Here is a 21,604-nt window from a genome sequence, read left to right as displayed (position 1 = left end):
TTGCCAGCTTCTAATGCAGGGAATATACGTTCGTTTTTGAAGCGGATCGCTGATTCTTTATCCTCTGCGAAAAATCCAAAGTAATTTGAGATGTTGACGTACAGTTGAGAGTCTTGTTCTTGTCCATCTGCTCTAAGGTTTGCTCGGATGGCTCTAAGTCAACCTTGATTGTTACTAACACAAATGTCCCAGGTCAGTAAGACTCAATATTCCTAGTCGTAATATCTCGTGGAGATATATGTACAACGCCATTTCCGGATACAATATGCATATCTGCATTTAATCGGCGTATGATGTTAGTTGACAAGAATAATCCAATACCAGCATTATTTTTGTCTTTATAAGGGTCGTTTTTTCCAAAAGTCCCTGAAACTTGAGGTTTCATTGCTTTTAGAATCGCATCGGCGTGGCTGTCCTGTCCAGGATACGCTTGCTCTAGGTGCTCCTTAATACCAATCCCTGTGTCAGCAAGGATAAATGAAACTTCATTTTTACTTTTGTACCAAGAAAACTGACACAATGAAGGTAGTCGATGCATTCGTTCACCATACTCATAATGAGCTTGTCCATGCTCTAAAGTGTTGTACAGTAATTCACTCAGTACAAAAACTGACCCGTTATCGAGCATCTAAGATGATGAAATTATTAGGGCTGGTAAGCTGTCAAACACCGAAGCACCGATATCGAAAGGCATCACAAGAGCACGTAGAGATCCCAAACCATCTGTCTCGACAGTTTGCCGTTACCGCTCCCAACCAAGTCTGGGTCGGTGATGTGACGTATGTTTGGACGGGACAGCGCTGGATGCATCTTGCTGTTGTCATCGACCTGTTCGCGAGAAAGCCAATTGGTTGGGCGGTGTCAGTATCGCCTGATAGTAAGTTGACAGGGAAAGCACTCTCTATGGCGTTTGAATCACGAGGTAAGCCCAAAGGCGTGATGTTCCACAGCGACCAAGGAAGTCATTGCACCAGTCGTTCTTATCGGCAACTGTTGTGGCGTTATCAAATCAAACAAAGCTTATCTCGGCGAGGTAATTGCTGGGACAACAGTCCGATGGAACGGTTCTTCAGAAGCTTAAAGACAGAATGGATACCAACCAGTGTCGGGTTATCGGAGTTTTGGCGAAGCGAGAGAACATATAACTCGATACATCACAGGCTACTACAGCCAACTCAGGCCACATCAATATAATGGTGGGCTTAACCCCCAATGAGTCTGAGCGACTGTATTGGGAAATAAGATGAGTCGTGATAACAACAAAGGAGCTCTATATTGTCTATACAAAGTGTTGTCGCGTTCTCAAAACTTAGTAATGAAGCTAGGTTTTCATGAAATGTTTGTTCATATTGTCCCTTGGTATTCGCTCAGGAGAAAATATGATTACGCGTGAATATATGGTTGAAGGGGATTTGACCTCAGATAGAAGCGGTGAGGCATACACAATGGTTGTACTTTGCGATAAAGCAGCTATCGACCTTGGTTTCGCCGTCTTGCAGGGAACGGTTGTTCATGATGGGGTTTGTGAACATGAGGACTGTGACTGTAGCAACTAGACCTTTCCTTGTGTTCGAAAGGCCCATTTGGTTAATGTACCAGCAGTTGCCTTTATCCTTTATCGCTGAACCTATTTCGGTCTAGATTGTTTTTGTCCAATAGGTCCCCAAAGCAAAAGTCTAGAGATAACTCTAGACTTTTGCTTTGGGGACTATCGTCTATATACGTAACTAATGCGCCAAAATGTATCGATTTGAGGGCAATGAAGCAATGAACCTAGGCTATAGCTTTGGGTTAAATGAGAATAGCAAAGCCTTGCACATAAAAACGCGAGATTAACTAATCATGAGGTTTTCTTCTGCGATGTGAGAAAACTTAGCTTTTCTACAGCTAGCTTTCCTAATGCATTTGCCGCTAGTGGACTTGCACCAGTGATTAACAAACGGTCAGAGCAAACCGTGTTGTCAGCTGCTCTGTTGACCAGCTCGACGCCAAAGTCCTTTAACTTCTGACTCAATTTCCAAGGCATGTTACCTGGCAAGTATCCGATGAAAGGGGTTAGAGCATCGACTGAATCAGGGAAAACAGCCATTCGATAGCCATGATATATGAAATCAGATTCTGGTTTTAATGTTGAAAAGAAAGCAGCCGGGCCATGGCAGATGGAAATTGTAAGTAAATCGTTGTCATGTGCCCACCTAAGTGCGGATCCAACAGCTCGGTTTTCAGGTAGGCCTAACATAGCGCCATGACCTCCAGGAACAAAAATGGCAGCATAGTCTTCTGCGTTGAGGCCATTGGACACAAGCTCACTTAAGTTATTAGGGGCTTCGAAATGCTCTCTATATTCGGTATAAATTGAACGCACGTGCTCGTCTTTCTTTGGAAAGGCCCACATTTCTATTACGGCGGACTTTCCAGTAGGGGTTGCTATTTCTAACTCATAACCTGCACTTTGTAGATGTAACATAGGGACTAAGGTCTCAACAGGGTGATTACCTGTTGAAAACAGCTTCCCATTTTTCATTTTCATATTTTTTTGTTCAGTCATGATGACCAAAACTCTGCTCTTCGTTTCTGGAAGCGGACTGGAGTCGACTTTCTGGTAATCTGTCTTATCAGTAGTAGCAAGCATCAACGAAACTTTTGAAGGTGCGTGTGAACCGTCTGGTTCGAGTTTTGGGTCTATTCCTAAAATTTTCTTGAGCATGGTTGGATTCCTCTTGAAAATGGATTAAGGATTTTAACTTGAGCTACTGTGTCACAAGCTGAATCTGATGTTTGTGCCTCGGACTGAAATCAGTAGGATTGATGGTTTACTTATCGCGTGTCGACGTAAAGTCAAAGCTATATTGATTGAGCCTGAAGTAATTGATTGTGTACTCAAAAGGCGTTCCGCATTTTAGGTAGCCTGTTGACTCTACCTTCAAAATAGCTGAGTTGACCTTCTCATTCAGGTGATTCGCCATATCTTTGTCGAGCAAGTAGGGCTTGACTGATTGCCTGCTTTTGGAAATGGTTAGTCCCTTCTCGATTTCTATATAGTCATATTTAGAACCACACATAACGGCTATGCTGAGGTCTGGAAAAAGGCTCGCAGGCATATGAGTGATTTCATATATTTCTGGCTCATCGTTAATGCAACGTAGCCTATGTATCTCAAAAGTATCATCGTCGAGTTCAAGCTCCAGCCTTTCTGCGACAACGGGTGTGGGCTTTTTCAGCTCAAACTTCACCACTCTAGAACTCGGTGTTTTTCCTTGGCGACTCACCTCTTCGATAAAGCCTAATAGGTGTAGTGCGTCATGCCGCGCTTTGAGGTCATTGATATACGTGCCACTTCCACGCGAGCGAGAAATAAGCCCACTGTCGACCAAAATTTGTAAGCTTTTTCTTATGGTCACACGACTTACTGAAAATTGCTCTTGAAGAACACTCTCCTTAGGTAGCATTGATTTAGGTGCTAAAACACCTTGCTTAATTTGGCTCTCAAGATACTCGGCGATTTCAATGTATTTTGGTTTCATAGTTCCTCTCAATTGACCGGCGTATCTTATCAGGGATCTGTGATCCCAGCACAAGTTTAAGTCTTTTCTGAGGTTAGTTTTGTGACCGACGATCTTTTTGTGTGACTTTTCACTTTAAAAGTATCTAAAAAGTATTAATACTTAAAGCAAACATAGCAACTAAAGTCATTTACCAGAGGTCTTCTAATGAAACGCCTAAATCTCACTATTGTCGGTGCCGGTAGCACATACACGCTCGGAATGATAAACAGCTTGATTGCCGAGAAGGAAAATTTTCCTCTTAAGAAGGTGGTGTTCTACGACATTGATGCAGAGCGTCAGCAGTCAAATGCACTGGCGACTGAAATCTTGCTGCGCGAGCAATATCCAGAAGTAGAAGAATTTGTTTATACCACTGATAAATCAATCGCGTTTGCTGATTCTGATTTCTTCTTTATACAGATTCGAACTGGTGGATTGGCCATGCGTGAACGCGATGAACAAATTCCACTCTCAAATTCTTGTGTTGGCCAAGAAACCTGTGGAGCGGGTGGGATGGCCTATGGCCTTCGCTCAATAGGTGACATGATTGAACTGGTTAACGACATTCGTCAGCATTGCCCTGATGCTTGGATTCTAAATTACACGAACCCTGCTGCAATCGTGGCTGAAGCCCTAAACCGCGAGTTTCCCCACGATAAGAAAATCCTCAATATTTGTGATATGCCTGCAGCCATCATGGTCAGCTATGCGCAATTGCTTGGCTGTGAGATATGGGACTTTGTTCCTGAGTATTTTGGTCTTAACCACTATGGATGGTTTACCAAAATTCGCAACAAACAAGGCGAAGATCTAACCGGACGAATCAAAAAAATCATCTTAGAGCAGGGGATCAGTGCAGTCGATTCTGAGATTGCTGATGATCCATCTTGGCAGGCGACATTCAAAAATATGCAGGTGATGCTTGAGGATAATCCAGAGTATCTACCCAATACATATCTTCAATACTATCTCTACCCTGAAAAAATGGTTGCTAAAGAAGACATCAACAATACACGCGCCCGTCAGGTGATTAACGGACGAGAAAAACGAGTCTTTGAGTTGAATCAACGCATCATTGATGCAGGGACAACCGCACATGAAACGTTGCATGCAGACATTCATGGTCGTTACATGGTTCGAGTGGCCTCGTCACTTGCTTACAACCTCAATGATGTTTACTTGGTCATTGTTCCCAATAATGGCGCTATCTCTAACTTACAAGACGACGCGATGGTTGAGGTATCCGCAGCATTGACGAATGAAGGTCCCAAAGCGTTTAGTGTTGGAACAATCCCTACTTTCCAAAAAGCGATGATTGAGAGTCAGCTCGGCTATGAAAAGTTAGTCGTGGATGCCTGGTACGAAGGCAGCAAGCAAAAGCTGATTAACGCGCTGACCCTCAATCGTACTGTGGTCAATGTACCGAAAGCAAAAGCGATTACAGAACAATTACTAGAAGAAAATAAAGCCTACCTTCCACAATTTTTTCAATAACACATGGAGGACAGGAGCTCAATGAGTGGGCTCCTAGTCACAACAAGAGGTTGACATGAAAGATATTATCCAACGTTTTGGGGCAGCGATGTTTGTCCCCGTACTACTATTTCCGGCCGCAGGTATGTTACTTGGGCTGTCTGTTGTATTACTCAATCAGGATGTGTTTCCTTGGGCGCAAGAAGGCAGTGCCTGGGTAAAAGTATCGACCATTATTCTTCAGGCTTCACTGGCTGTTTTTAAGAATATGGCGCTGATATTTGCTGTGGGCTTACCCATAGCTCTAGCAAAGAAAGCCTCGGGCCGAGCAGTTTTGGCCACGCTCGTCTCCTATATCACGTTTAATTACGTTATTGGCGGGATTCTTCAATTCTGGGGCCCAAGCCTTGGTGTGAACTATGTTGCTGGTGAACGCGGGTTGACTGAAGTGGGTGGCATTCTCACGCTAGATACCAACTTACTAGGTGCAATTCTAATAGCGAGTGTCTCTGTTTGGGTACACAACCGATTCTTTGACAAAAAACTTCCCGATTGGGCCGCTGTGTTTGCGGGTACACCACTAGTGGTTATCATCAGTTTTCCAATGATGATTGCGATGGCTGTTGTTACCTGTTTTGTTTGGCCGAGCATTCAACATGGTATCAATAACTTGCAATCATTCCTAGTGGAAGCAGGCTCATTGGGAGTATGGTTATTTACCTTCCTAGAACGCATTATGATCCCAACAGGCTTACATCACTTTGTGTATGGTCCTGTGTTTTATGGCCCAGTCGCTGTCGATGGCGGTACGGTCGCTTACTGGATAGAAAATATGCAGAGCTTTGCCCAGAGCTCGGAAAGCTTGACCACTCAGTTCCCACAAGGCGGGCTCATGCTTACAGGTATGGGTAAAGTATTTGGCTGTACAGGGATTGCTTTAGCACTGTACTCGGTAGCCAAACAAGAAAACAAAAAGATGGTCATGGGCCTGGTATTAGGTGCTGCGATTACCGCTATCCTGACCGGGATTACGGAGCCAATTGAATTTACTTTCTTGTTTATCGCTCCTGCATTATTTGCACTGCATGCTGTCCTATCTGCAACCATGGCAACCATCGCTTTTACACTTGGGGTATCTGGAAACTTTCAAACGGGCTTAATCGATTTTATCTTCCAGAATTGGTTACCACTGGCGGGCAATCATGCAGGAACCTATGCGCTTCAAATTCTAGTTGGTTTGCTTTTCACTGCGATTTACTTTGTTACTTTCCGAACTCTGATTTTGAAGTACAACATTTTAACGCCCGGACGTGAAGGCGCTGAAAACAAACTGTATTCAAAAGCGGACTACAAAGAAGGTAAAAAATCAGTAGCTCAAGGTTCGGAGACATCGCAGGCGAGCGCGTTTATCGAAGGCCTAGGCGGTAAAGAAAATATTGAGCTTTTGACGAACTGCGCCACGCGACTAAGAGTCAAGGTCAAAGATACAAGTATTGTTAAAGACAACGCCTTCTTTACTTCGCATGGAGCAGTGAATGTGGTGCGCAACAAAGAGAGTTTTCAAATTATTGTGGGTCTAACGGTTCCTCAAGTTCGTGAAGATATGAGTCAACTTATAAAAGCATAACCCCCCTGTGCTCCTGAAAGTAGACTCATGGGTGAGGCAGTTTCTGCCTCACCTATTTTAATCTACTGAATCTCATAAATATCTTTGTAATAAAAATGTCAATATGTACTACCTTAGTAGTATGTTACAGTTTTATAAACTTAGTTAGACAATGGAGTGTCATCATGATTAAGAAAATATCGTTTCTACTCCTATTGGTGTTCAGTACATTGCTGAGTCCCTTGGTTTACGCCGATACAATAACCGTGCGAAAAGTAGAGGGCCTTAAAGAGGAGATTGTCTTCGACATACTCAAGCTAGCACTCAGTAAAACTCGTCCTGGTGCTCAGTACGCCACTTCCACTCAAGATTACAATGAAGCACGCTTAATGGAGGAGGTCGTTGCCGGGAATATTGATGTTATGTGGGCCGGCGCAGCACCTGATAAAGAAGAAAAAATGCTCACCGTGCGAATCCCTATCTTGAAAGGGTTGTTGGGGCACCGAATCTTTATCATTCGTCAAGAAGACCAAGCGAGATTTGCTTCTATTCAAACGTTGAATCAACTGAAAGCTTTTGAGGCAGGGCAGGGCACTTTTTGGGGGGATACAAAGGTGTTAAAAGCTGCACAGATACCAACGATTACTACTATTAAGTACGCGAATCTATTCCCTATGTTAGAAGGTGGACGGTTTGACTATTTTCCTAGAGCAGTCCATGAGCCTTGGAGTGAAGTGAACTCTCGTCCAGAGTTAAACCTAACCATCGACAAAAATGTCATGCTGGTCTATCCGTTTGCCATGTATTTTTTTGTCAGCCCTGACAATCAATCGCTGCATGACGATATTTACAACGGATTCGAGATGGCAATTCAAGATGGTAGTTTTGATCTTCTCTTCTTCAACCACCCAATGATTAAGGAAGTGTTAGCAAAAGCGAACTTAAAAGAAAGAACTGTGTTTCGTATTCCTAACCCATATATGCATGAGGAGACCCCTTTTGACCGAAAAGAATTCTGGCTTGACGTTTCCAAATTGTAACAATCACAGGGAAGAATGATGAACTCTATTAAACAAAAGTCGATGACATCTTTGTCACTGGTCACGCTCGTCGTCATGACAGTAGCGTTTATATCTACATATTATGTCGCGAAGGGCTATCTCGATAAGTCGTTGCAAAGTGACATAACAGACACTAACCAGACGTTAAGTATCGTATTGCAAGAGCCTGTTTTTGCGTATGATCAAGCACTTATCACCAACATTATCGATTCTTTTGTGGCGTTCCCACACATCCAAAGTATTCAAGTCTCTGATCATCGCAATAAAGCACTGGCAACGGCGAGTGCTGAAGAAGAGGCCTCTATGACTGAACTAGAAACTCAAACAGTCGATGTTTTCTGGGGAGGAGATAAAAAGGTCGGCTCTTTGGAGATAGAGTACCGCCTCGACGCGAATGATACCTTGTTACAGGCATTAAGAATGGTATTGCTGCTACTGGGTGGAGCGTTACTTGTCTCGCTTCTGGCAACGAGTTGGATGGTTTTATCACAATTTGTAGTGAAACCCGTCGAGAAAGTCGCACTGGCATTGCATGAGATCGCCCAGGGTGGTGGTGATTTGACTAAGAGACTCAACATCACAACGAATGATGAGATCGGTCGACTGGCGACAAGCTTCGACAGTTTTGTCGCCCATCTGCAATCATTGGTTCAAAGTATAGCGACATCCACAGAAGCGTTAGTGGAATGTTCAAGTGATATTAAACAAAGTGCACATGTCAACGCTCAGTCGATGAAGCGTCAGTCTGCTGATGTGGAACAAGTAGCCACAGCGCTCAGTGAAATGAGCAGTGCTACAGAGGAAGTATCTGGCAACGCGGTTCAAACGTCTGAAAAGACTGCCCAATGCAGCAACTTGGCCAAGTCTGGAAGCGACGTTGTCAGTAAAACAGTGTCTGATGTCAAAGAGCTCGGTGTACAGATAGAGCAAACGTCATTGACGATAGGTGAGTTGAGAGAAAAAAGTTCTCATATCAATACGGTACTAGAAGTAATTAAAGAAATAGCTGAACAAACCAACCTTCTGGCGCTGAACGCTGCGATTGAGGCTGCGAGAGCGGGTGAGCAAGGTCGAGGATTTGCTGTTGTTGCTGATGAGGTAAGGGGGCTTGCTCAACGCACTCAGAATTCAACAGAGGAAATTGAAGAAATTATCCGAGAGTTGCAAACTGCATCCATGCAAGCTGGTGAGCAGATGAACCGAACGAGCGATCGCTTGTCGGGTACGCTAGAAGAGTCCGACAAAGCGCTCGAAGCGTTAGCTGATATATTAGAAAACATTACAATCATTGCTGATATGAATGCACAAGTTGCGACGGCAACCGAGGAGCAAAATGCAGTGGCATCTGATGTAAGTGAAAAAGTAGAGAACATCAATAGCACTACGCAGGAAGTTACTCAGAATGCGCTTCATGTCGGCGATCAAACCGAGATATTGGACAAACTGAGTGGAGAGATTAAGTTGGGCCTTAAAAAATTCAAAACAAGCTAGAAACGTTTTTTTCTTTGAACTTGTGATGCGAAGGCTTGTTTCGTTTAATAGGTGGTGTACTGATTATGGGAAGAACAGATACAACATCTCTGATGCTGCAACTGTTTGAGAGGGAACTCTCTATAGGAACCTGGAGCTTTAATATAGATGGAGAGTTGTTTTCGTGGAGCAAAACGACGAGAACAATGTTTGGTTTTCAGATTGACGCTACACCTAGCCTTGTCGAAGTCTTGGGCTTCTTTTTACCTCGTTATCAAGCGGATTTGATTTATAGACTACGTAACATAAATCGATTCGGTGGACGGTTTCAGTTTGATGCGGAAATAAGAACTCAGACTGGCAAATTGGGCAGAGTGAGGCTTTATGTTGAATATACAGAACACAATAAGGAATACTACGGCCTTATAAAAGAAGTCAAAGCAACGGAGAGTAATGATCGTCTGGCAACATTATTTGGGTTAGAAAACTCAGTGTCGACACTGAGTTCTCAACTGCTCCATCTCATTGAAGAGTCCGTTATACTTTACGATAAAGATGGACTGATTGTCAGTATGAATGACGCCGCCAAGTCGAATTTGCTACTTTCAGGAAGCCGAGACGTCACACTTGACGCAATACTACCATCATTGATTTTTGATAAAAGCTGGTTGCAGCCTCCAGTGGGCAACCAGGTTTACTTTGATACTAAAGTTCCATTTTCAACTGGTGTGGAAACATGCGTGCAGGTACTACTAACACGCTTTTCCACGGATAAAAGTGCGCCAAGAATAGCGATAGTTAGACCTAAACCCAGTGCAGATACTAATCTTTATGAAGACGTTTTGACGGGGCTCAAAAGTCGGCATGCCCTTATTGAGTTGCTGAGTTCGAACACGACTGAAGAGATGACTGTTTTGGCGATCAACTTGAAGGAGTTTGCCAAGATTAATTTTGTGTTCGGTGACGAAGAAGGTGATTCGGTTCTTATAGAGCTTTCTAGAACACTCGTAGACCATTTTGGACACAATGGCGTTGTTGTTAGAGACTATGCTGACCGGTTTTTTGTTGTATTGCGCGACTATGGCTACGGCGAGATAGACGATGTGAAACATCAAGTAAAAGCTTTTTTGGAGCGACTTGAGAAGAAAGTTAGTGGGTATCGTTCGGAGCACTATGTCACGGTTTATGTTGGGATTGCGGTAGTTGATAAGTCTTCTCCGTTATCAGTACTCGCTAATGCTCAAAGCGCTTTAATGAATGCAAAAGTAAGAGTAGGCAAAAACTACTCTGTGTTTAAATATAGTCAGTTAGAAAACGTCAAAGCGAACTACAACTTGGAGTTCGAACTGCGCGAAGCATTGGAAAATAACCAGATTGTGTTTTGGATTCAGCCACAGTACTCTCCAGAAGATACGATTCTTGGGGGAGAATTACTATCTCGTTGGGTTGGTAAAGATGGTGTGATTAAACACAGTCCGGCTGTTTACATGGATATAGCTGAAGCCACGGGATTGGTTCACGGCATAGGATTATTAGCGATTGAGTACGCGGCGATATTTTTGAATGAAATTAACGAGAGTTATCCAGATTTTTCGCTGTCTATCAATGTAAGCCCCTCACAGATGCTCTCTTCTTCATTCGTTTCAAATATAGAGGACATCTTTTCTGCGTATGAGGCGAACTTAGCCAACTTAAACGTTGAAGTCACAGAAGAGCTACTTGTGAGCGATGTTAGTCAAGTAGAGAAATCGATTCGCTCTTTACGTGCACGAGGTGTTTCGGTATCGATTGACGACTATGGGACAGGGTATTCGAATATAAGAAGGCTTGTCGATTTAGATGTCACTGAACTCAAGATTGACAAATCTTTAATTATACCCCTACCGATTTCCAAACAGTGCAAGGCAGTCGTCTCTTCTATCGTGGAGATGTCACATAAACTTGGATTCAAAACGGTAGCAGAGGGGGTTGAATCCAGTGAGCATGCTGAGCTATGTAAAATAATGGGGTTAGATGTGTTGCAAGGTTTCCACTTTTCGCCAGCGGTTCCCTATCCAGAATTCTATATGCTCATTGAGAGTAACAGAGGAAAATAGAGTGTTTTGTCAGCGGTGAAATTGTGAGCAAATACTTACTCAATTTAGTATGATTGACCTAGATAAACTTAACCAAAAAAGCTTATGTCCATTTGGATAGACACATTGATATCGATTTAGTCACTACACTAGCCTTGGCTAGTTTTCCACCACATTGTGGTAAGGCAGTCCTAACCCTCAAAGGTTCCTGCCTTTTTTTTTGAAAGAGTGAAGAGTATTAGCAGGTGGGCTCAGTGGTTTGACAGCTTCTCGTGTAAATAGCTTTTCATTTTTTCACTGTTTTTCGGATATGTCTGGATTAGGTGCTCGAGATAGTTATTCTGCTCTAGTTCATCAAAACTAAGTTGTAGAGCTTTTACCACTTCAGGGTTGGTGGACTTATTGGCTACCAACCACAAGTCTTCGCAAAGGTCTGCGATGTCGGTCACTTTTTCAAATTCATCAGGATTGTAACCATACTCTTTCAGGCGATAGTACGCACTGGCTTCAACCATTGGTGCATAATCAATACGTTCGCTATGGAGTAATCTTAAGGCTTCTTTACTTTCGCTAACAGGAAGAATATTAGTGAAGTTGTAGCGTAGAAAGAACTGCTGGAACGAACTTCCGGGTGGGGCACTGACTCTGTAATTGGAAAGGTGTCTAATATCAGTAATTGTTTTCTTATTCCTTCCATGAACTTGAAAAAGCGCTACTTTATACGGCGAGACCTTAGCGATCCACAAGTACTCGTTTTCACGCGCTTGTGTTCTTGAAATGGAAAAGAGTAATGTGTTTTCTCTTTCTTTGACCGTTTTCAATGCGCGTTTCCAAGGAGCAAAATACACACCAGCAACCTTCACAGGGACGAGGTCATTAGCAAGTTCAACTGCTTTTGTAACATAGTCAACTACGTAACCTTGTGGTTGACCTTTCAGTGTAAACTGGAGAGGCGGAAAATCCTGAGTGTACAAATTGAGCTCTATTGGTTTAGCCATGCAATTACTGCTAAGAAGTATTAGGAAAAAACTTAAGCTGGTTTGAGTGCGTAAGGACATGAAAGTGACCTCCTCAATGTATTTTTCTCAACCACATCATGAACCTTTGAAACGGCATCGGCTTAGCGAAGTAGTAGCCCTGCATTTGCTGTATTCCAGCTTCTTGACAGTATTCTACAACTTCCTTAGTTTCGACACCTTCAGCGGTTAAAGGAAGTGATAAGCTGTTCGCCATGAGAACAATTGAGTCAATTAGAGCTTTAGATTTTTCAGAGTTTTCAAGACCGATCATTAGAGATTTGTCAATTTTGATATCATCAATGTTCAAGTCCAAGATACGCTTTAGGTTCGAGTACCCGGTTCCAAAATCATCCAAAGATATCTTGACACCTAAGGATTTCAGGCGAGCGATGGTTTTAGTCACTTCGGTCTCATCATGAAGTAGAAGATTTTCAGTAACTTCAATCATCAGTTTGTTTAAACTGACATCGTATCTGTTGAAAATCTCTTGTAGTTGACCAACAAACTGGTGACTCATGAATTGACTGGGACTGACGTTGACAGAGAGAGTCAATGTTGGGTGTGATAGCTGCATATCTGAAAGGCAACGAGCGGCATAGGTAATGGCTTTGCGACCTAAAAGCATCATCAGCCCACTTTCCTCTGCAACGGGGATAAAGTCATCGGGATTGAAGGGGCTATGTCCATCTGCGTCCACCCATCGTATCAGTAGTTCTGCAGATGTGACTTGCATGTGGTGATTGACTTTCGGCTGCAAATAGAAAGTAATCCTATTGCTTTCAATTGCATGTCGAAGCGCCTGTTCAATCGAATATTGTTTCTTTAGTGTGTCTGTATCAGACGCCTCGTAAATGTGTAGAGGTTCAGTTGGAGAGGAGCGTGAGGTCAATAAGGCACTCTCAGCTCGCGCAATTGCGTCAGATGCTCGTTCCTTTGGTTTAATACTCGCGATACCGAGTGAAAGAGAGAGGTAGTGCAATTTTCCACCAGCTAAAGGTGAATCCTGAATTTCAAGTAGTCTTGAAGCCAAAAGACGACCATCTTGGTCGTGTGCTGAATCAACGCTGGATTGGAGAACAAAAAAGCGATCTGCAAGATCTCTAACAACGAGAGCATGTTTTCCAGCGCGTTGATTAAGCTGTCTTGCAACCTCAAGTAGGACGCGGTCTCCTTCATCGTGTCCGCAGGCTAGATTAATCTTACTGAAGTTATTAATATTAATAGCGATTAAGTTACGTACGTTTGCAATCTTGTTTTCAAGTTCGGCCATTAGATAGTGTCGGTTTGGTAATCCAGAAAGTTCATCAAAGAATGTTAATCGCTCTATTCGTTCAAGTGTCTCAAACTCTCCAGAAAGATCTCTAAATATGGCCATGCAGACATCTGAGTTGTCTATTGCCGAGGTAATGAGCGTGGCTGGAAAGGTAGAGCCGTCGGACTTACGTGCTAGGATTTCTTGCTGTTGTTCATTCCCCTTACAGCATGAGAGGTTAGCAATGTGGTTCTGCTCTAAAAGCGCAGCTATGTTCAGGTCGAGGAGTTGGGGCTCGGTATATAGAAAGAGATTTGATGCCACATTATTTACGCTGACGATGTGTCCATCACAGTGGTAATGAACGATTGCCTCAATCACATTGTTCAAAGCGCTGTCCCTATTGGCCAGTAGCTCAGTAAGCCTTTTGCTCAAAGCGATCTCTTCGGTGATATCTTGAATCGCTCCATAAAGCACACCTTGATGAGGCTCTGATTGACCAAACACTTTTACCCACTTTTCGCGTCCGGTAGCAGAAACGATTCTGGTCGTAAAGACAAGGGGAGTTTGGTTGTGAACAGCAGAGTGAAGTTGAGAGTGTAGCTCTGCCCTAAACTCCACAGGGTAAAAGTCGATGGCGCTTTCAAGCTGAGGCTCGTAAGAAGATGGTACATCGTGGATACGCTTTGTGTTCGCACTCCAGTGGAGGGTCTGCGAGTGGAAATCTAAGCTCCATGTGCCGACAGCCGTCGTGTTTTCTACTGCATCCAGCAAGTTCGAATCTTTACTTTTTTTCATAATAAATAACGCACCCAGCCATTAGAATCGCGACAAAAGGTTAATTGCAAGTGTAAACGTTTCCAATTTTTTGTACTATTGTTTGAACGCTTGATTTATTAATTATTTGTATAGCACAAACGCGAAAGGGGTACTACTGACTAGTTTATTAGTTTTTCTATCGGTGGTGTGATGCTTATGTTTTATAAGGAGTAATAGTGCACTTGTCATAAAAGATTCACATAAGTCATGTCGATTCATTCTTCTGAAATGACGAGTAAAATTAGCTAATGTTTCTGATGGGATGCTTTTGGGTAAACGAAATTGAAGTAATTCACTTGGTGAATGTTATTGAAAGTTAATGTTTACAAAATGAATTGTAATATTGACCTTCGTCAATTATTTTTGTGTTTCATTGCACTAAATTGCACTGCCTTACCTGTTAATGGAATAGATAATAATGGAATGGCTTCGTCAGAAAGCGTTGGGAGCACAATTAAAAATCGTTGTATTTTGTGTACTGGGATTAACAAGTCTCACGATGGGTGGGGCGATATACCAGCAAGCCACGCAAACTTTAGTTGGGCAAAGTGTCTTTGATGCCCAGCGTCAGTTGTCAATGTTATCCTCGCAACTGGGTGATCAATATCAGGGGTATCTACTCCAAGCAAAGCGATTGAACGATGTCTTGCTCGATCGGTATCTTCCTCATGTCTCTGTCAGTACGACGAGTAAGCAATTAGGTCAGAGTCACTATCAAGAGCTGATGACAGAAGGTCGTTCTATCACTTCTCTCTTTGAGCCGCTTGACCAGTTTACGGCGGTGACGGGCGCCGTGGCCACCATCTTTGCACCTACCCGAGATGGCGACTTTGTTCGAATTACGACCTCTCTGAGAAACGAACGCAATGAAAGGGCGTTTGCAACGCAGTTGGGGCGAGAGCACCCAGCTTTTCAATCATTGCAGTCCAAGCGACCTTATCAATCGTTGGTATCTCTCTTTGGCTCTCGTTATCTCACTTACTATTTCCCGATTGTCCAAAACAACCAGGTCATTGCCTTGAGCTTTGTCGGCCTCCCGCTTGATGAAGTTATGAATGAGGTATTTTCCGGACTTAAGGATGTGGTCTGGGGGGATACGGGGTACACCATTGTTCTTGACGCTTCTATCGGTAACGAAGGTCAATATCTGTTACATCCGAAGTTTGATAGTGACGAAAACATTAAAGAGCTGGTCTTGCCTGATGGTAGTCGACCTTTTTCACATATGTTTAACAAAAAGACAACGGTGTCATTTCATACCCTTTTGAAAAGTCCAGCGGAGAGGTTGATGTTAAACACATGGCGTTTACGCGTGTGCCCAATTGGAACTGGATGGTCATGGGCGGGGCGTTTGAGTCTGAATTGGGTAAAGAAAGTGCGGTGTTTTTGACCTCCCTAGCTTGGCAGTTTTCAATCGGTGGCGCCATCTTGTTCGCTGTGTTGACGTGGTACATCAACAAGACTTTTTCACCGCTGTCGACACTAACGTCTACATTAACTGACCTTGGGAATGGGGATTGGACAAAGACCTTTAAAAATGAGACGACGGCTGGGCATAACGAGTTGCGTTTACTCTCTGAGGCGGCTGCAGCGATGACGGAGTCGGTACGAGAGATGGTCATGTCTGCTCAAATTACAGCGCAGCAAGGCCTCAAAAGTGCCAGTGATATCGATGTTGTTTCAGACGATGTGACGGGACATGTATCGGGTGTTAAAACAGAGCTGTCTCAGATGGTCAGCGCTGTCGAGCAATTGTCAACGTCGTCACAGGAAATTGCCACACAGATTGAACAGCTCTCAGGCAGTATTATTGAAGTCGATAGTTTAACCCAAACGGGGATTGGTCATTTGGGCTTAGGCATAGAGACTGTCCGCCAGGTAGTCGATGAACAGCAAAAACTCAATGACAAAGTACAGGGACTCAATCAGCAAGCAGACCATATTCGCTCTGTCATTCACATCATTGGCGAGGTGGCGGAGCAAACCAACTTGTTGGCGCTAAATGCAGCCATTGAGGCGGCTCGCGCTGGCGAAGCGGGGCGCGGTTTTGCTGTTGTTGCAGATGAAGTTCGCTCACTTGCGGCGAAAACCCAAGGCTCTATTGCTGATATCGAAGGTATCGTGTCTGCATTGGTCCAAGAGGTTGCCGATACCTCAGGCACGATGCGCTTGGTCACCGAGCAAAGTGAGACCATGATGGAACAGTTATCGAACACTCAGAGAGATATGGGCCATATCGGGGAGCACATGAGTGCCTCATCGGCGCAAGCGCAAAGTATTGCGGCAACCACCGAAGAACAAGCGCAAGCAACGGCCAGTCTGTCTGAGCAAGCGGCCGTCATTGATACGCTCAGTGAGAAGGTGAATCACGCGGCCAAAACCTCAGCCCGTCATGCACATACTTTGGTAGCGGATATCACTAAACTCACTCAAGCGTTGGCACTGTTTAGAACGTAACCGTCTTAATTTAAGGAATATATCCTATGTCCCAGTTTTCAGACCAGTCTCAAAGTGTTCTGATGTTTCGTCTGTACGAGCAAGCAACGTCTTATGCCTTGGGTACCATGAAGATTAAGGAGATTGTGCCTTTTCAGCGTCCAACGGCTCTGCCTGCATGTCATGATTATGTCATCGGGGCGGTGACCATTCGTGACACCAGTCTGCCTGTGATTGACTTGTCGTTGGCAATGGGGGGGGGCGGTGTGCCTTTGTCTATGCGCGAAAAGCAAACCTTAATCATTGCTGATTGCATGCGTATGCAAGTGGCGTTAATGGTGGACAAAGTTGAGCATATCATGCCGTGTGACTGGAAGTCGGTCACACCTTTACCCAAAGCGGCGGGGCAGGATACGTTTGTGTTGGGGAGTACGCGCTACGATGAGCAGTTGGTGCAACTATTGGATGTTGAAAGGATACTGACTGAAATTTTCCCAGTAGGCATTGAAGATGCGGGTGTCCAGTTATCACAAGAAGAATTGGCGCTATTACAAAGACTCAATGTGTTAGTTGTCGACGACTCTATTATTGCTCGTCGAATGATGTCGAAGCTATTGGACCGTTTTGGTTTGAGGTATCAGTTATGCCGTAGTGGGGATGAGGCATTGGCATTGCTGCTTGACACTGGGGAAGCGGGAACGAAGTTTGACATGGTCATTAGTGATATCGAAATGCCTGGTTTGGATGGTTATGAACTGGTCTTTGCATTGAACGATAACCCAAACACACGAGCGATATACACGATTTTACATACGTCACTCTCCAGTGATATAAGCGAAGAGCGTGCACAACAAGTTGGTGCGAATGAAGCCCTATCTAAGTTTAACGGTCAAGAGTTGATAAAGGCGATAACGCGGGGGGCAGAGGTGTTACTCTCAAAGACCGCCAAAATGGTGTGAAGGTTCATCATGCGACGAGACCTCCAGTGCTATCGATTGGATGAGTAACTGTGTCTTTCTTTACAAATCGCTGATGGCATTTCTTGTGGAGTGTAACTCTCGACAGTCAGGTTGCTTGAGTATGCGAAAAGCTCGTTAGCCGTTACGATTTGGGGCTTCTGATTCAAGTGCATAAAAAGTCGAATCATAAGGATTGATTTGAAACACTATGAAAAAACATCTTTTCCCGACATCGGTATTACAACTGTTTGATACCACCAGTGAAGGTCTTTGGTTTATGACCCGTGATAACTTGGTGGAGTTTTACAATACCCCGTTTTACGAACAGTTCGATATGCCCCTAGAAGGCTCGACATTGGATGACTGGATGGCCCTGGTACACCCAGAGGACCGCCAGTTCTTGCAAGGCAAAGTCGATAAACATCAACACGAGGCGCTATCCGCGCGCGTAAAAACCCGTTACCGAGTCAAGAACCGATTCGGACACTATTTGTGGATTGAGGCAACCGGCACGTTGGTAGAACAAGAGGGTGACCTGATGATGGTTGGAACACACAAGAATGTGTCTGAAGAAGTGTTTCTTAACCAATATCTTTCCCACATTGCCAATCATGACAGTGAAACGGGGCTCTATAACCGCCATCAGTTTTTAAAAGACATGGTCGACTTTGATGAGGGAGGTTGGTTGTTTGCGTGTTGTTTTACTCAACTTCATGAAGCCCAGCGCCGAGTAGGGCAGGAAGCGACCTCCCGCTTGATCTCTACGTTGGTGGCGGTGTTGGATGAAGTGTTGTCACTGCGCTACGGGCTATATCGCATCGGGGCTGATACTTTAGTCTTTACGGTCGACGAGCCGCTGAGCGCAAAACAAACCATGACTTTGATGAAAAAAGTAGAAACTCGCTTTATAAACCAAGGTCGGACCCATGACGTGCCCCTGAGTACTCAGCTCGTGTTAGGCACACTGCGACGTGAAAGTGGTGAATCGGCGCATTTGCTTTCGCAAGTATTTAATGTGTCAGAGTACGCTCGGTTAGTGGAGTCGCCCGTCGCCTATGTCGGTCCGACACGAAAGGCAATACAACGTCATTTTTATATAGAAGATACGTTAGATTCTGCGATTGCTCATCGACAAATAGACATAGTATTACAACCCATCGTGGCCTCTGCAACAGGCGACTTGGTGAGCTACGAAGCTCTGGCTCGTTGGGCTCATCCCACCTTGGGAAGTGTCTCTCCTGGGGAGTTTATCCCTATGGCAGAAAAGCTGGGGTGCATACATGCCCTTGGGTTGGTCGTGCTAGAAAAAGCATGTCAGTTTTTGTCTGCCTTTGACAAGGTGCATCAGTCGAGGCCAAACGTTAATGTTAACGTGTCGGCCCAGCAACTGCTTAAGCCAAGTTTTGTCGATGATGTAATGTCGGTTGTCACGGATAATCGACTGTCTCCGTCACGAGTGGTATTGGAAATTACCGAATCTTACTTACTTGAAAACACCCAATCACTGATGAGTACTCTAAACGCCCTTCACCGCGTCGGTTTCAAGCTCTCCATTGATGATTTTGGTGCGGGTATGACGGCGATTACCGGACTGTTCAGTTTGCCGCTTTATCAGGTCAAATTAGACAGAGCATTGGTGATGGAAGCGATGCGATTACCTGCATGCTTAAAACTTGTGTCGTACTTATGTGACTATGGAAGAAGTCATGGCATTACGATAGTCGCTGAAGGGGTAGAAACCACCGAGATGTTTGACCGACTGACATCAACAGGCGTCCCGTACCTTCAAGGCTTCTGCTTGTATCGTCCTTGTGAGCCAAGCGTTTGGTTAGCCAGTGGGGTAACAGCATGAGGCAGCCACCCCTCACCAGTGAGCAAGCGCTGTATGACTTGATTTGTCATAGCTTATTGGCTTTGCTAATGTCAGCGACGCTGACACAGGGGCGCGTTACCGAATCGCAACGGCGTCAAGTGTTGGTGAAATTTTATAAACGCGCACTGACCAACCCGAACTACAAATCGGTTCGTCAAGACATCCGAAGACTACTTGCCGCGAGTCGCAATGAGCAGGTGGACGTGTACGCCATTCTCAAACAGCTTAATGATGATGCTTTTAAGCTTGATACCATCGATAACCCCTCGGCCGTGAGCTAGACTTTGATTGATAGTTGTGTAGCTAACTGTCACGAGAGACTTTCTTCGACCGGGTAAGGACACCACTATGAATCTTTCTATTCGCAGCCGGCTCTATGTGCTGGCGTTTCTCCCTTTACTGAGCATCATGCTCGGCATGTTAGTCGTCACGTATGTCAAAACCACGGAGCTCAATGCGCATCAAGTCGAGGTGACTCGAGAGCGGATGATGGCGATGAAAAAGGACGAGTTGAAAAACTACATCAAAATGGCGCAAAGTGCTGTTGCGCCTTTGTTGAGTCAAGGTGCGACGTTGGACGAGGCACTGCCGACCCTCAAAGCGCTCAAGTATGGTGACGATGGGTATGTTTTCGGATATAACTCGAAAGGGGTTCGAATGCTCCTGGGCGAGAGTAATAAAGGGCTTGGCGAGAGTTTTTGGACCTTAAAAGATAAGCAAGGCAGTCTGTTTATTCAGTCGCTGGTACGCAACGCGAAGTCTGGGGCATTTACCACGTACTATTTCCCTAAACCGGGACAAACACAAGCTCTCCCTAAACTCAGTTACTCGGTGCACATTCCGCAGTGGGACCTGATACTTGGTACGGGGTTTTATACCGATGATATTGATGCGGTCATTGCGGACTTGGAAGAGGCAACAGGGCAGGCGCTCACTGATACGTTAACCACGATTGTGGTCGTCTGTTTACTACTCTCTGGTCTTGTCGCTGTCTTGGCTGTGGTGATTAACCGCTCAATAATGAAGCCTCTAACCCTCTTTGATGATTCTATTCGCGCGTTTGCCCATGGTGAAGGGGATTTGACCGCACGTATGGAGGCGTTCACGGTGCCAGAGTTTGCGAGGCTGAGTCATCATTTCAATCTGTTTGTGGCGAACCTCCAAACCATCATTAAAAGCGTGAGCGAGGTGGGACAACAAGTGGTCACTGAAACACAAAGCATGGCGCAGCGCGCGACGCAAGTGGACGCATTGGCTGCCGGTCAACGAGAGGAAACCGAGCAAGTGGCGACCGCCATGACGGAAATGACCACGACTGCAACAGAAATCTCGAGCAATGCGAGTCAAGCAGCTGCGTCGGCAAAGCAGGCGGATGATAACGCCAAGCAAGCGCAATCTATTGTGGATACGGCGGCGGAGTCTGTAGAGGTACTAGCGAAAGAAGTCTTGCACGCCAGTGGCGTCATTACAAGATTGGAAGGCGATGTGCAAAATATTTCGGCAGCGCTGGGTGTCATTCAAGATATTGCTGAGCAAACCAACTTACTTGCTTTAAATGCCGCGATTGAAGCGGCGAGAGCGGGAGAGCAAGGTCGAGGTTTTGCCGTGGTGGCAGATGAAGTCAGAAAACTGGCCAGTCGCACACAAGAGAGTACCGGTGACATTCATCAAATGATAGAGCGACTAAAAGCGGCGTCCGATGATGCGGTTAGTGCCATGTCTTCGAGTCAGACGAGAGGTGAGGCGACGGTCAGTGAGGCAAAGGCTGCGGCAAAGGCGTTGATAGAAATACAAAGTTTCATTGGTACCATCATGGATATGAACACGCTTATCGCCACGGCCACAGAAGAGCAAAGCCTGGTCGGGCAGGAGATATCACAACGTGTTGTAGTGATTTCAGAGCAGAGTTTGCAGTCAGCGGAGCTCGCCAATGAAAACCGTTCAGGAAGCGAGACCTTAACAGGACGGGCTAACGAGTTGTATGACTTGGTGGGTCGATTTAAGGTATAGAAAAAC

At 44.8% G+C, this 21,604-nt stretch carries 17 protein-coding genes and 1 pseudogene; 13 read left to right on the top strand and 5 right to left on the bottom strand.

All coding sequences use genetic code 11. The features are described from left to right. Positions 1 to 193: 193 nt before the first annotated feature. On the bottom strand, positions 194 to 538 hold the full coding sequence (locus ViNHUV68_RS07500; RefSeq protein WP_391086972.1) for a hypothetical protein: 345 nt from the start codon (positions 536 to 538) through the stop codon (positions 194 to 196). 71 nt (positions 539 to 609) lie between these two features. On the opposite strand from ViNHUV68_RS07500, the pseudogene ViNHUV68_RS07495 reads away from it, so the two are divergent. Continuing rightward, positions 610 to 1,247 (top strand): annotated as a pseudogene (locus ViNHUV68_RS07495) (IS3 family transposase); the annotation flags it as partial. A 132-nt stretch (positions 1,248 to 1,379) separates the two neighbouring features. Further along, positions 1,380 to 1,556 carry a hypothetical protein gene (locus tag ViNHUV68_RS07490; protein ID WP_391086969.1) on the top strand — a complete coding sequence of 59 codons (177 nt, stop codon included), beginning with the start codon at positions 1,380 to 1,382 and terminating at the stop codon, positions 1,554 to 1,556. Positions 1,557 to 1,840: 284 nt separating this feature from the next. Here the strand turns inward: ViNHUV68_RS07490 and ViNHUV68_RS07485 are convergent, their stop codons facing one another. Together ViNHUV68_RS07485 and ViNHUV68_RS07480 are read right to left on the bottom strand one after the other, a co-directional pair. Continuing rightward, complete coding sequence (locus tag ViNHUV68_RS07485) at positions 1,841 to 2,707, bottom strand: DJ-1/PfpI family protein (protein WP_391086966.1); 867 nt, start codon at positions 2,705 to 2,707, stop codon at positions 1,841 to 1,843. Between the two features lie 106 nt (positions 2,708 to 2,813). After that, entirely contained in the window at positions 2,814 to 3,524 is a 711-nt protein-coding gene (locus ViNHUV68_RS07480) for a UTRA domain-containing protein (RefSeq protein WP_391086963.1), read from the bottom strand. Between the two features lie 186 nt (positions 3,525 to 3,710). Here ViNHUV68_RS07480 and ViNHUV68_RS07475 point away from each other — a divergent pair, with 186 nt between their 5' ends. The 5 genes from ViNHUV68_RS07475 to ViNHUV68_RS07455 all read left to right on the top strand — a co-directional run bounded on the left by ViNHUV68_RS07475 (position 3,711) and on the right by ViNHUV68_RS07455 (position 11,251). Continuing rightward, on the top strand, positions 3,711 to 5,039 hold the full coding sequence (locus ViNHUV68_RS07475; RefSeq protein WP_391086960.1) for a 6-phospho-alpha-glucosidase: 1,329 nt from the start codon (positions 3,711 to 3,713) through the stop codon (positions 5,037 to 5,039). 55 nt (positions 5,040 to 5,094) lie between these two features. Continuing rightward, positions 5,095 to 6,645 carry an alpha-glucoside-specific PTS transporter subunit IIBC gene (locus ViNHUV68_RS07470; protein WP_391086957.1) on the top strand — a complete coding sequence of 517 codons (1,551 nt, stop codon included), beginning with the start codon at positions 5,095 to 5,097 and terminating at the stop codon, positions 6,643 to 6,645. Between the two features lie 164 nt (positions 6,646 to 6,809). Next, entirely contained in the window at positions 6,810 to 7,664 is an 855-nt protein-coding gene (locus ViNHUV68_RS07465) for a diguanylate cyclase (RefSeq protein WP_391086954.1), read from the top strand. Positions 7,665 to 7,679: 15 nt separating this feature from the next. Then, the gene (locus ViNHUV68_RS07460) at positions 7,680 to 9,176 is read left to right on the top strand and encodes a methyl-accepting chemotaxis protein (protein ID WP_391086951.1); all 1,497 of its coding nucleotides are present in this window, start codon (positions 7,680 to 7,682) and stop codon (positions 9,174 to 9,176) included. A gap of 65 nt (positions 9,177 to 9,241) precedes the next feature. After that, positions 9,242 to 11,251, top strand: coding sequence for an EAL domain-containing protein (locus ViNHUV68_RS07455; RefSeq protein WP_391086948.1), 2,010 nt, complete (start codon positions 9,242 to 9,244; stop codon positions 11,249 to 11,251). Positions 11,252 to 11,481: 230 nt separating this feature from the next. On the opposite strand, the gene ViNHUV68_RS07450 is transcribed toward ViNHUV68_RS07455, so the two are convergent. Together ViNHUV68_RS07450 and ViNHUV68_RS07445 are read right to left on the bottom strand one after the other, a co-directional pair. After that, positions 11,482 to 12,228 carry a transporter substrate-binding domain-containing protein gene (locus tag ViNHUV68_RS07450; RefSeq protein ID WP_391086945.1) on the bottom strand — a complete coding sequence of 249 codons (747 nt, stop codon included), beginning with the start codon at positions 12,226 to 12,228 and terminating at the stop codon, positions 11,482 to 11,484. Positions 12,229 to 12,301: 73 nt separating this feature from the next. Beyond that, entirely contained in the window at positions 12,302 to 14,299 is a 1,998-nt protein-coding gene (locus ViNHUV68_RS07445) for an EAL domain-containing protein (protein ID WP_391086942.1), read from the bottom strand. A gap of 439 nt (positions 14,300 to 14,738) precedes the next feature. Here ViNHUV68_RS07445 and ViNHUV68_RS07440 point away from each other — a divergent pair, with 439 nt between their 5' ends. The 6 genes from ViNHUV68_RS07440 (at position 14,739) to ViNHUV68_RS07415 (ending at position 21,598) form a co-directional block, all read left to right on the top strand. After that, positions 14,739 to 15,710, top strand: coding sequence for a Cache 3/Cache 2 fusion domain-containing protein (locus ViNHUV68_RS07440; RefSeq protein WP_391086940.1), 972 nt, complete (start codon positions 14,739 to 14,741; stop codon positions 15,708 to 15,710). Further along, the gene (locus tag ViNHUV68_RS07435) at positions 15,620 to 16,777 is read left to right on the top strand and encodes a methyl-accepting chemotaxis protein (protein ID WP_391086938.1); all 1,158 of its coding nucleotides are present in this window, start codon (positions 15,620 to 15,622) and stop codon (positions 16,775 to 16,777) included. The genes ViNHUV68_RS07440 and ViNHUV68_RS07435 overlap by 91 nt, the downstream gene beginning before the upstream one ends. 26 nt (positions 16,778 to 16,803) lie before the next feature. After that, on the top strand, positions 16,804 to 17,715 hold the full coding sequence (locus ViNHUV68_RS07430) for a chemotaxis protein CheW (RefSeq protein ID WP_391086935.1): 912 nt from the start codon (positions 16,804 to 16,806) through the stop codon (positions 17,713 to 17,715). Positions 17,716 to 17,923: 208 nt separating this feature from the next. Next, positions 17,924 to 19,567: an EAL domain-containing protein gene (locus tag ViNHUV68_RS07425; RefSeq protein ID WP_391086933.1), complete on the top strand. Its 1,644-nt coding sequence runs from the start codon at positions 17,924 to 17,926 to the stop codon at positions 19,565 to 19,567. Then, positions 19,564 to 19,869, top strand: coding sequence for a DUF2913 family protein (locus tag ViNHUV68_RS07420; protein WP_391086930.1), 306 nt, complete (start codon positions 19,564 to 19,566; stop codon positions 19,867 to 19,869). The genes ViNHUV68_RS07425 and ViNHUV68_RS07420 overlap by 4 nt, the downstream gene beginning before the upstream one ends. Before the next feature lie 67 nt (positions 19,870 to 19,936). Next, positions 19,937 to 21,598 carry a methyl-accepting chemotaxis protein gene (locus ViNHUV68_RS07415; protein ID WP_391086927.1) on the top strand — a complete coding sequence of 554 codons (1,662 nt, stop codon included), beginning with the start codon at positions 19,937 to 19,939 and terminating at the stop codon, positions 21,596 to 21,598. Positions 21,599 to 21,604 lie beyond the last annotated feature (6 nt).

Source organism: Vibrio sp. NH-UV-68, from assembly GCF_042940635.1.
GTDB classification, from domain to species: Bacteria; Pseudomonadota; Gammaproteobacteria; order Enterobacterales; family Vibrionaceae; genus Vibrio; species Vibrio pacinii.
This window is presented reverse-complemented; position numbering and strand designations above follow the sequence as displayed.

Coding starts and splice junctions, on each gene's coding strand:
- ViNHUV68_RS07500 (WP_391086972.1), bottom strand. CDS start 538: ATGCATCGACTACCTTCATTGTGTCAGTTTTCTTGGTACAAAAGTAAA.
- ViNHUV68_RS07490 (WP_391086969.1), top strand. CDS start 1,380: ATGATTACGCGTGAATATATGGTTGAAGGGGATTTGACCTCAGATAGA.
- ViNHUV68_RS07485 (WP_391086966.1), bottom strand. CDS start 2,707: ATGCTCAAGAAAATTTTAGGAATAGACCCAAAACTCGAACCAGACGGT.
- ViNHUV68_RS07480 (WP_391086963.1), bottom strand. CDS start 3,524: ATGAAACCAAAATACATTGAAATCGCCGAGTATCTTGAGAGCCAAATT.
- ViNHUV68_RS07475 (WP_391086960.1), top strand. CDS start 3,711: ATGAAACGCCTAAATCTCACTATTGTCGGTGCCGGTAGCACATACACG.
- ViNHUV68_RS07470 (WP_391086957.1), top strand. CDS start 5,095: ATGAAAGATATTATCCAACGTTTTGGGGCAGCGATGTTTGTCCCCGTA.
- ViNHUV68_RS07465 (WP_391086954.1), top strand. CDS start 6,810: ATGATTAAGAAAATATCGTTTCTACTCCTATTGGTGTTCAGTACATTG.
- ViNHUV68_RS07460 (WP_391086951.1), top strand. CDS start 7,680: ATGATGAACTCTATTAAACAAAAGTCGATGACATCTTTGTCACTGGTC.
- ViNHUV68_RS07455 (WP_391086948.1), top strand. CDS start 9,242: ATGGGAAGAACAGATACAACATCTCTGATGCTGCAACTGTTTGAGAGG.
- ViNHUV68_RS07450 (WP_391086945.1), bottom strand. CDS start 12,228: ATGGCTAAACCAATAGAGCTCAATTTGTACACTCAGGATTTTCCGCCT.
- ViNHUV68_RS07445 (WP_391086942.1), bottom strand. CDS start 14,299: ATGAAAAAAAGTAAAGATTCGAACTTGCTGGATGCAGTAGAAAACACG.
- ViNHUV68_RS07440 (WP_391086940.1), top strand. CDS start 14,739: ATGGAATGGCTTCGTCAGAAAGCGTTGGGAGCACAATTAAAAATCGTT.
- ViNHUV68_RS07435 (WP_391086938.1), top strand. CDS start 15,620: ATGGCGTTTACGCGTGTGCCCAATTGGAACTGGATGGTCATGGGCGGG.
- ViNHUV68_RS07430 (WP_391086935.1), top strand. CDS start 16,804: ATGTCCCAGTTTTCAGACCAGTCTCAAAGTGTTCTGATGTTTCGTCTG.
- ViNHUV68_RS07425 (WP_391086933.1), top strand. CDS start 17,924: ATGAAAAAACATCTTTTCCCGACATCGGTATTACAACTGTTTGATACC.
- ViNHUV68_RS07420 (WP_391086930.1), top strand. CDS start 19,564: ATGAGGCAGCCACCCCTCACCAGTGAGCAAGCGCTGTATGACTTGATT.
- ViNHUV68_RS07415 (WP_391086927.1), top strand. CDS start 19,937: ATGAATCTTTCTATTCGCAGCCGGCTCTATGTGCTGGCGTTTCTCCCT.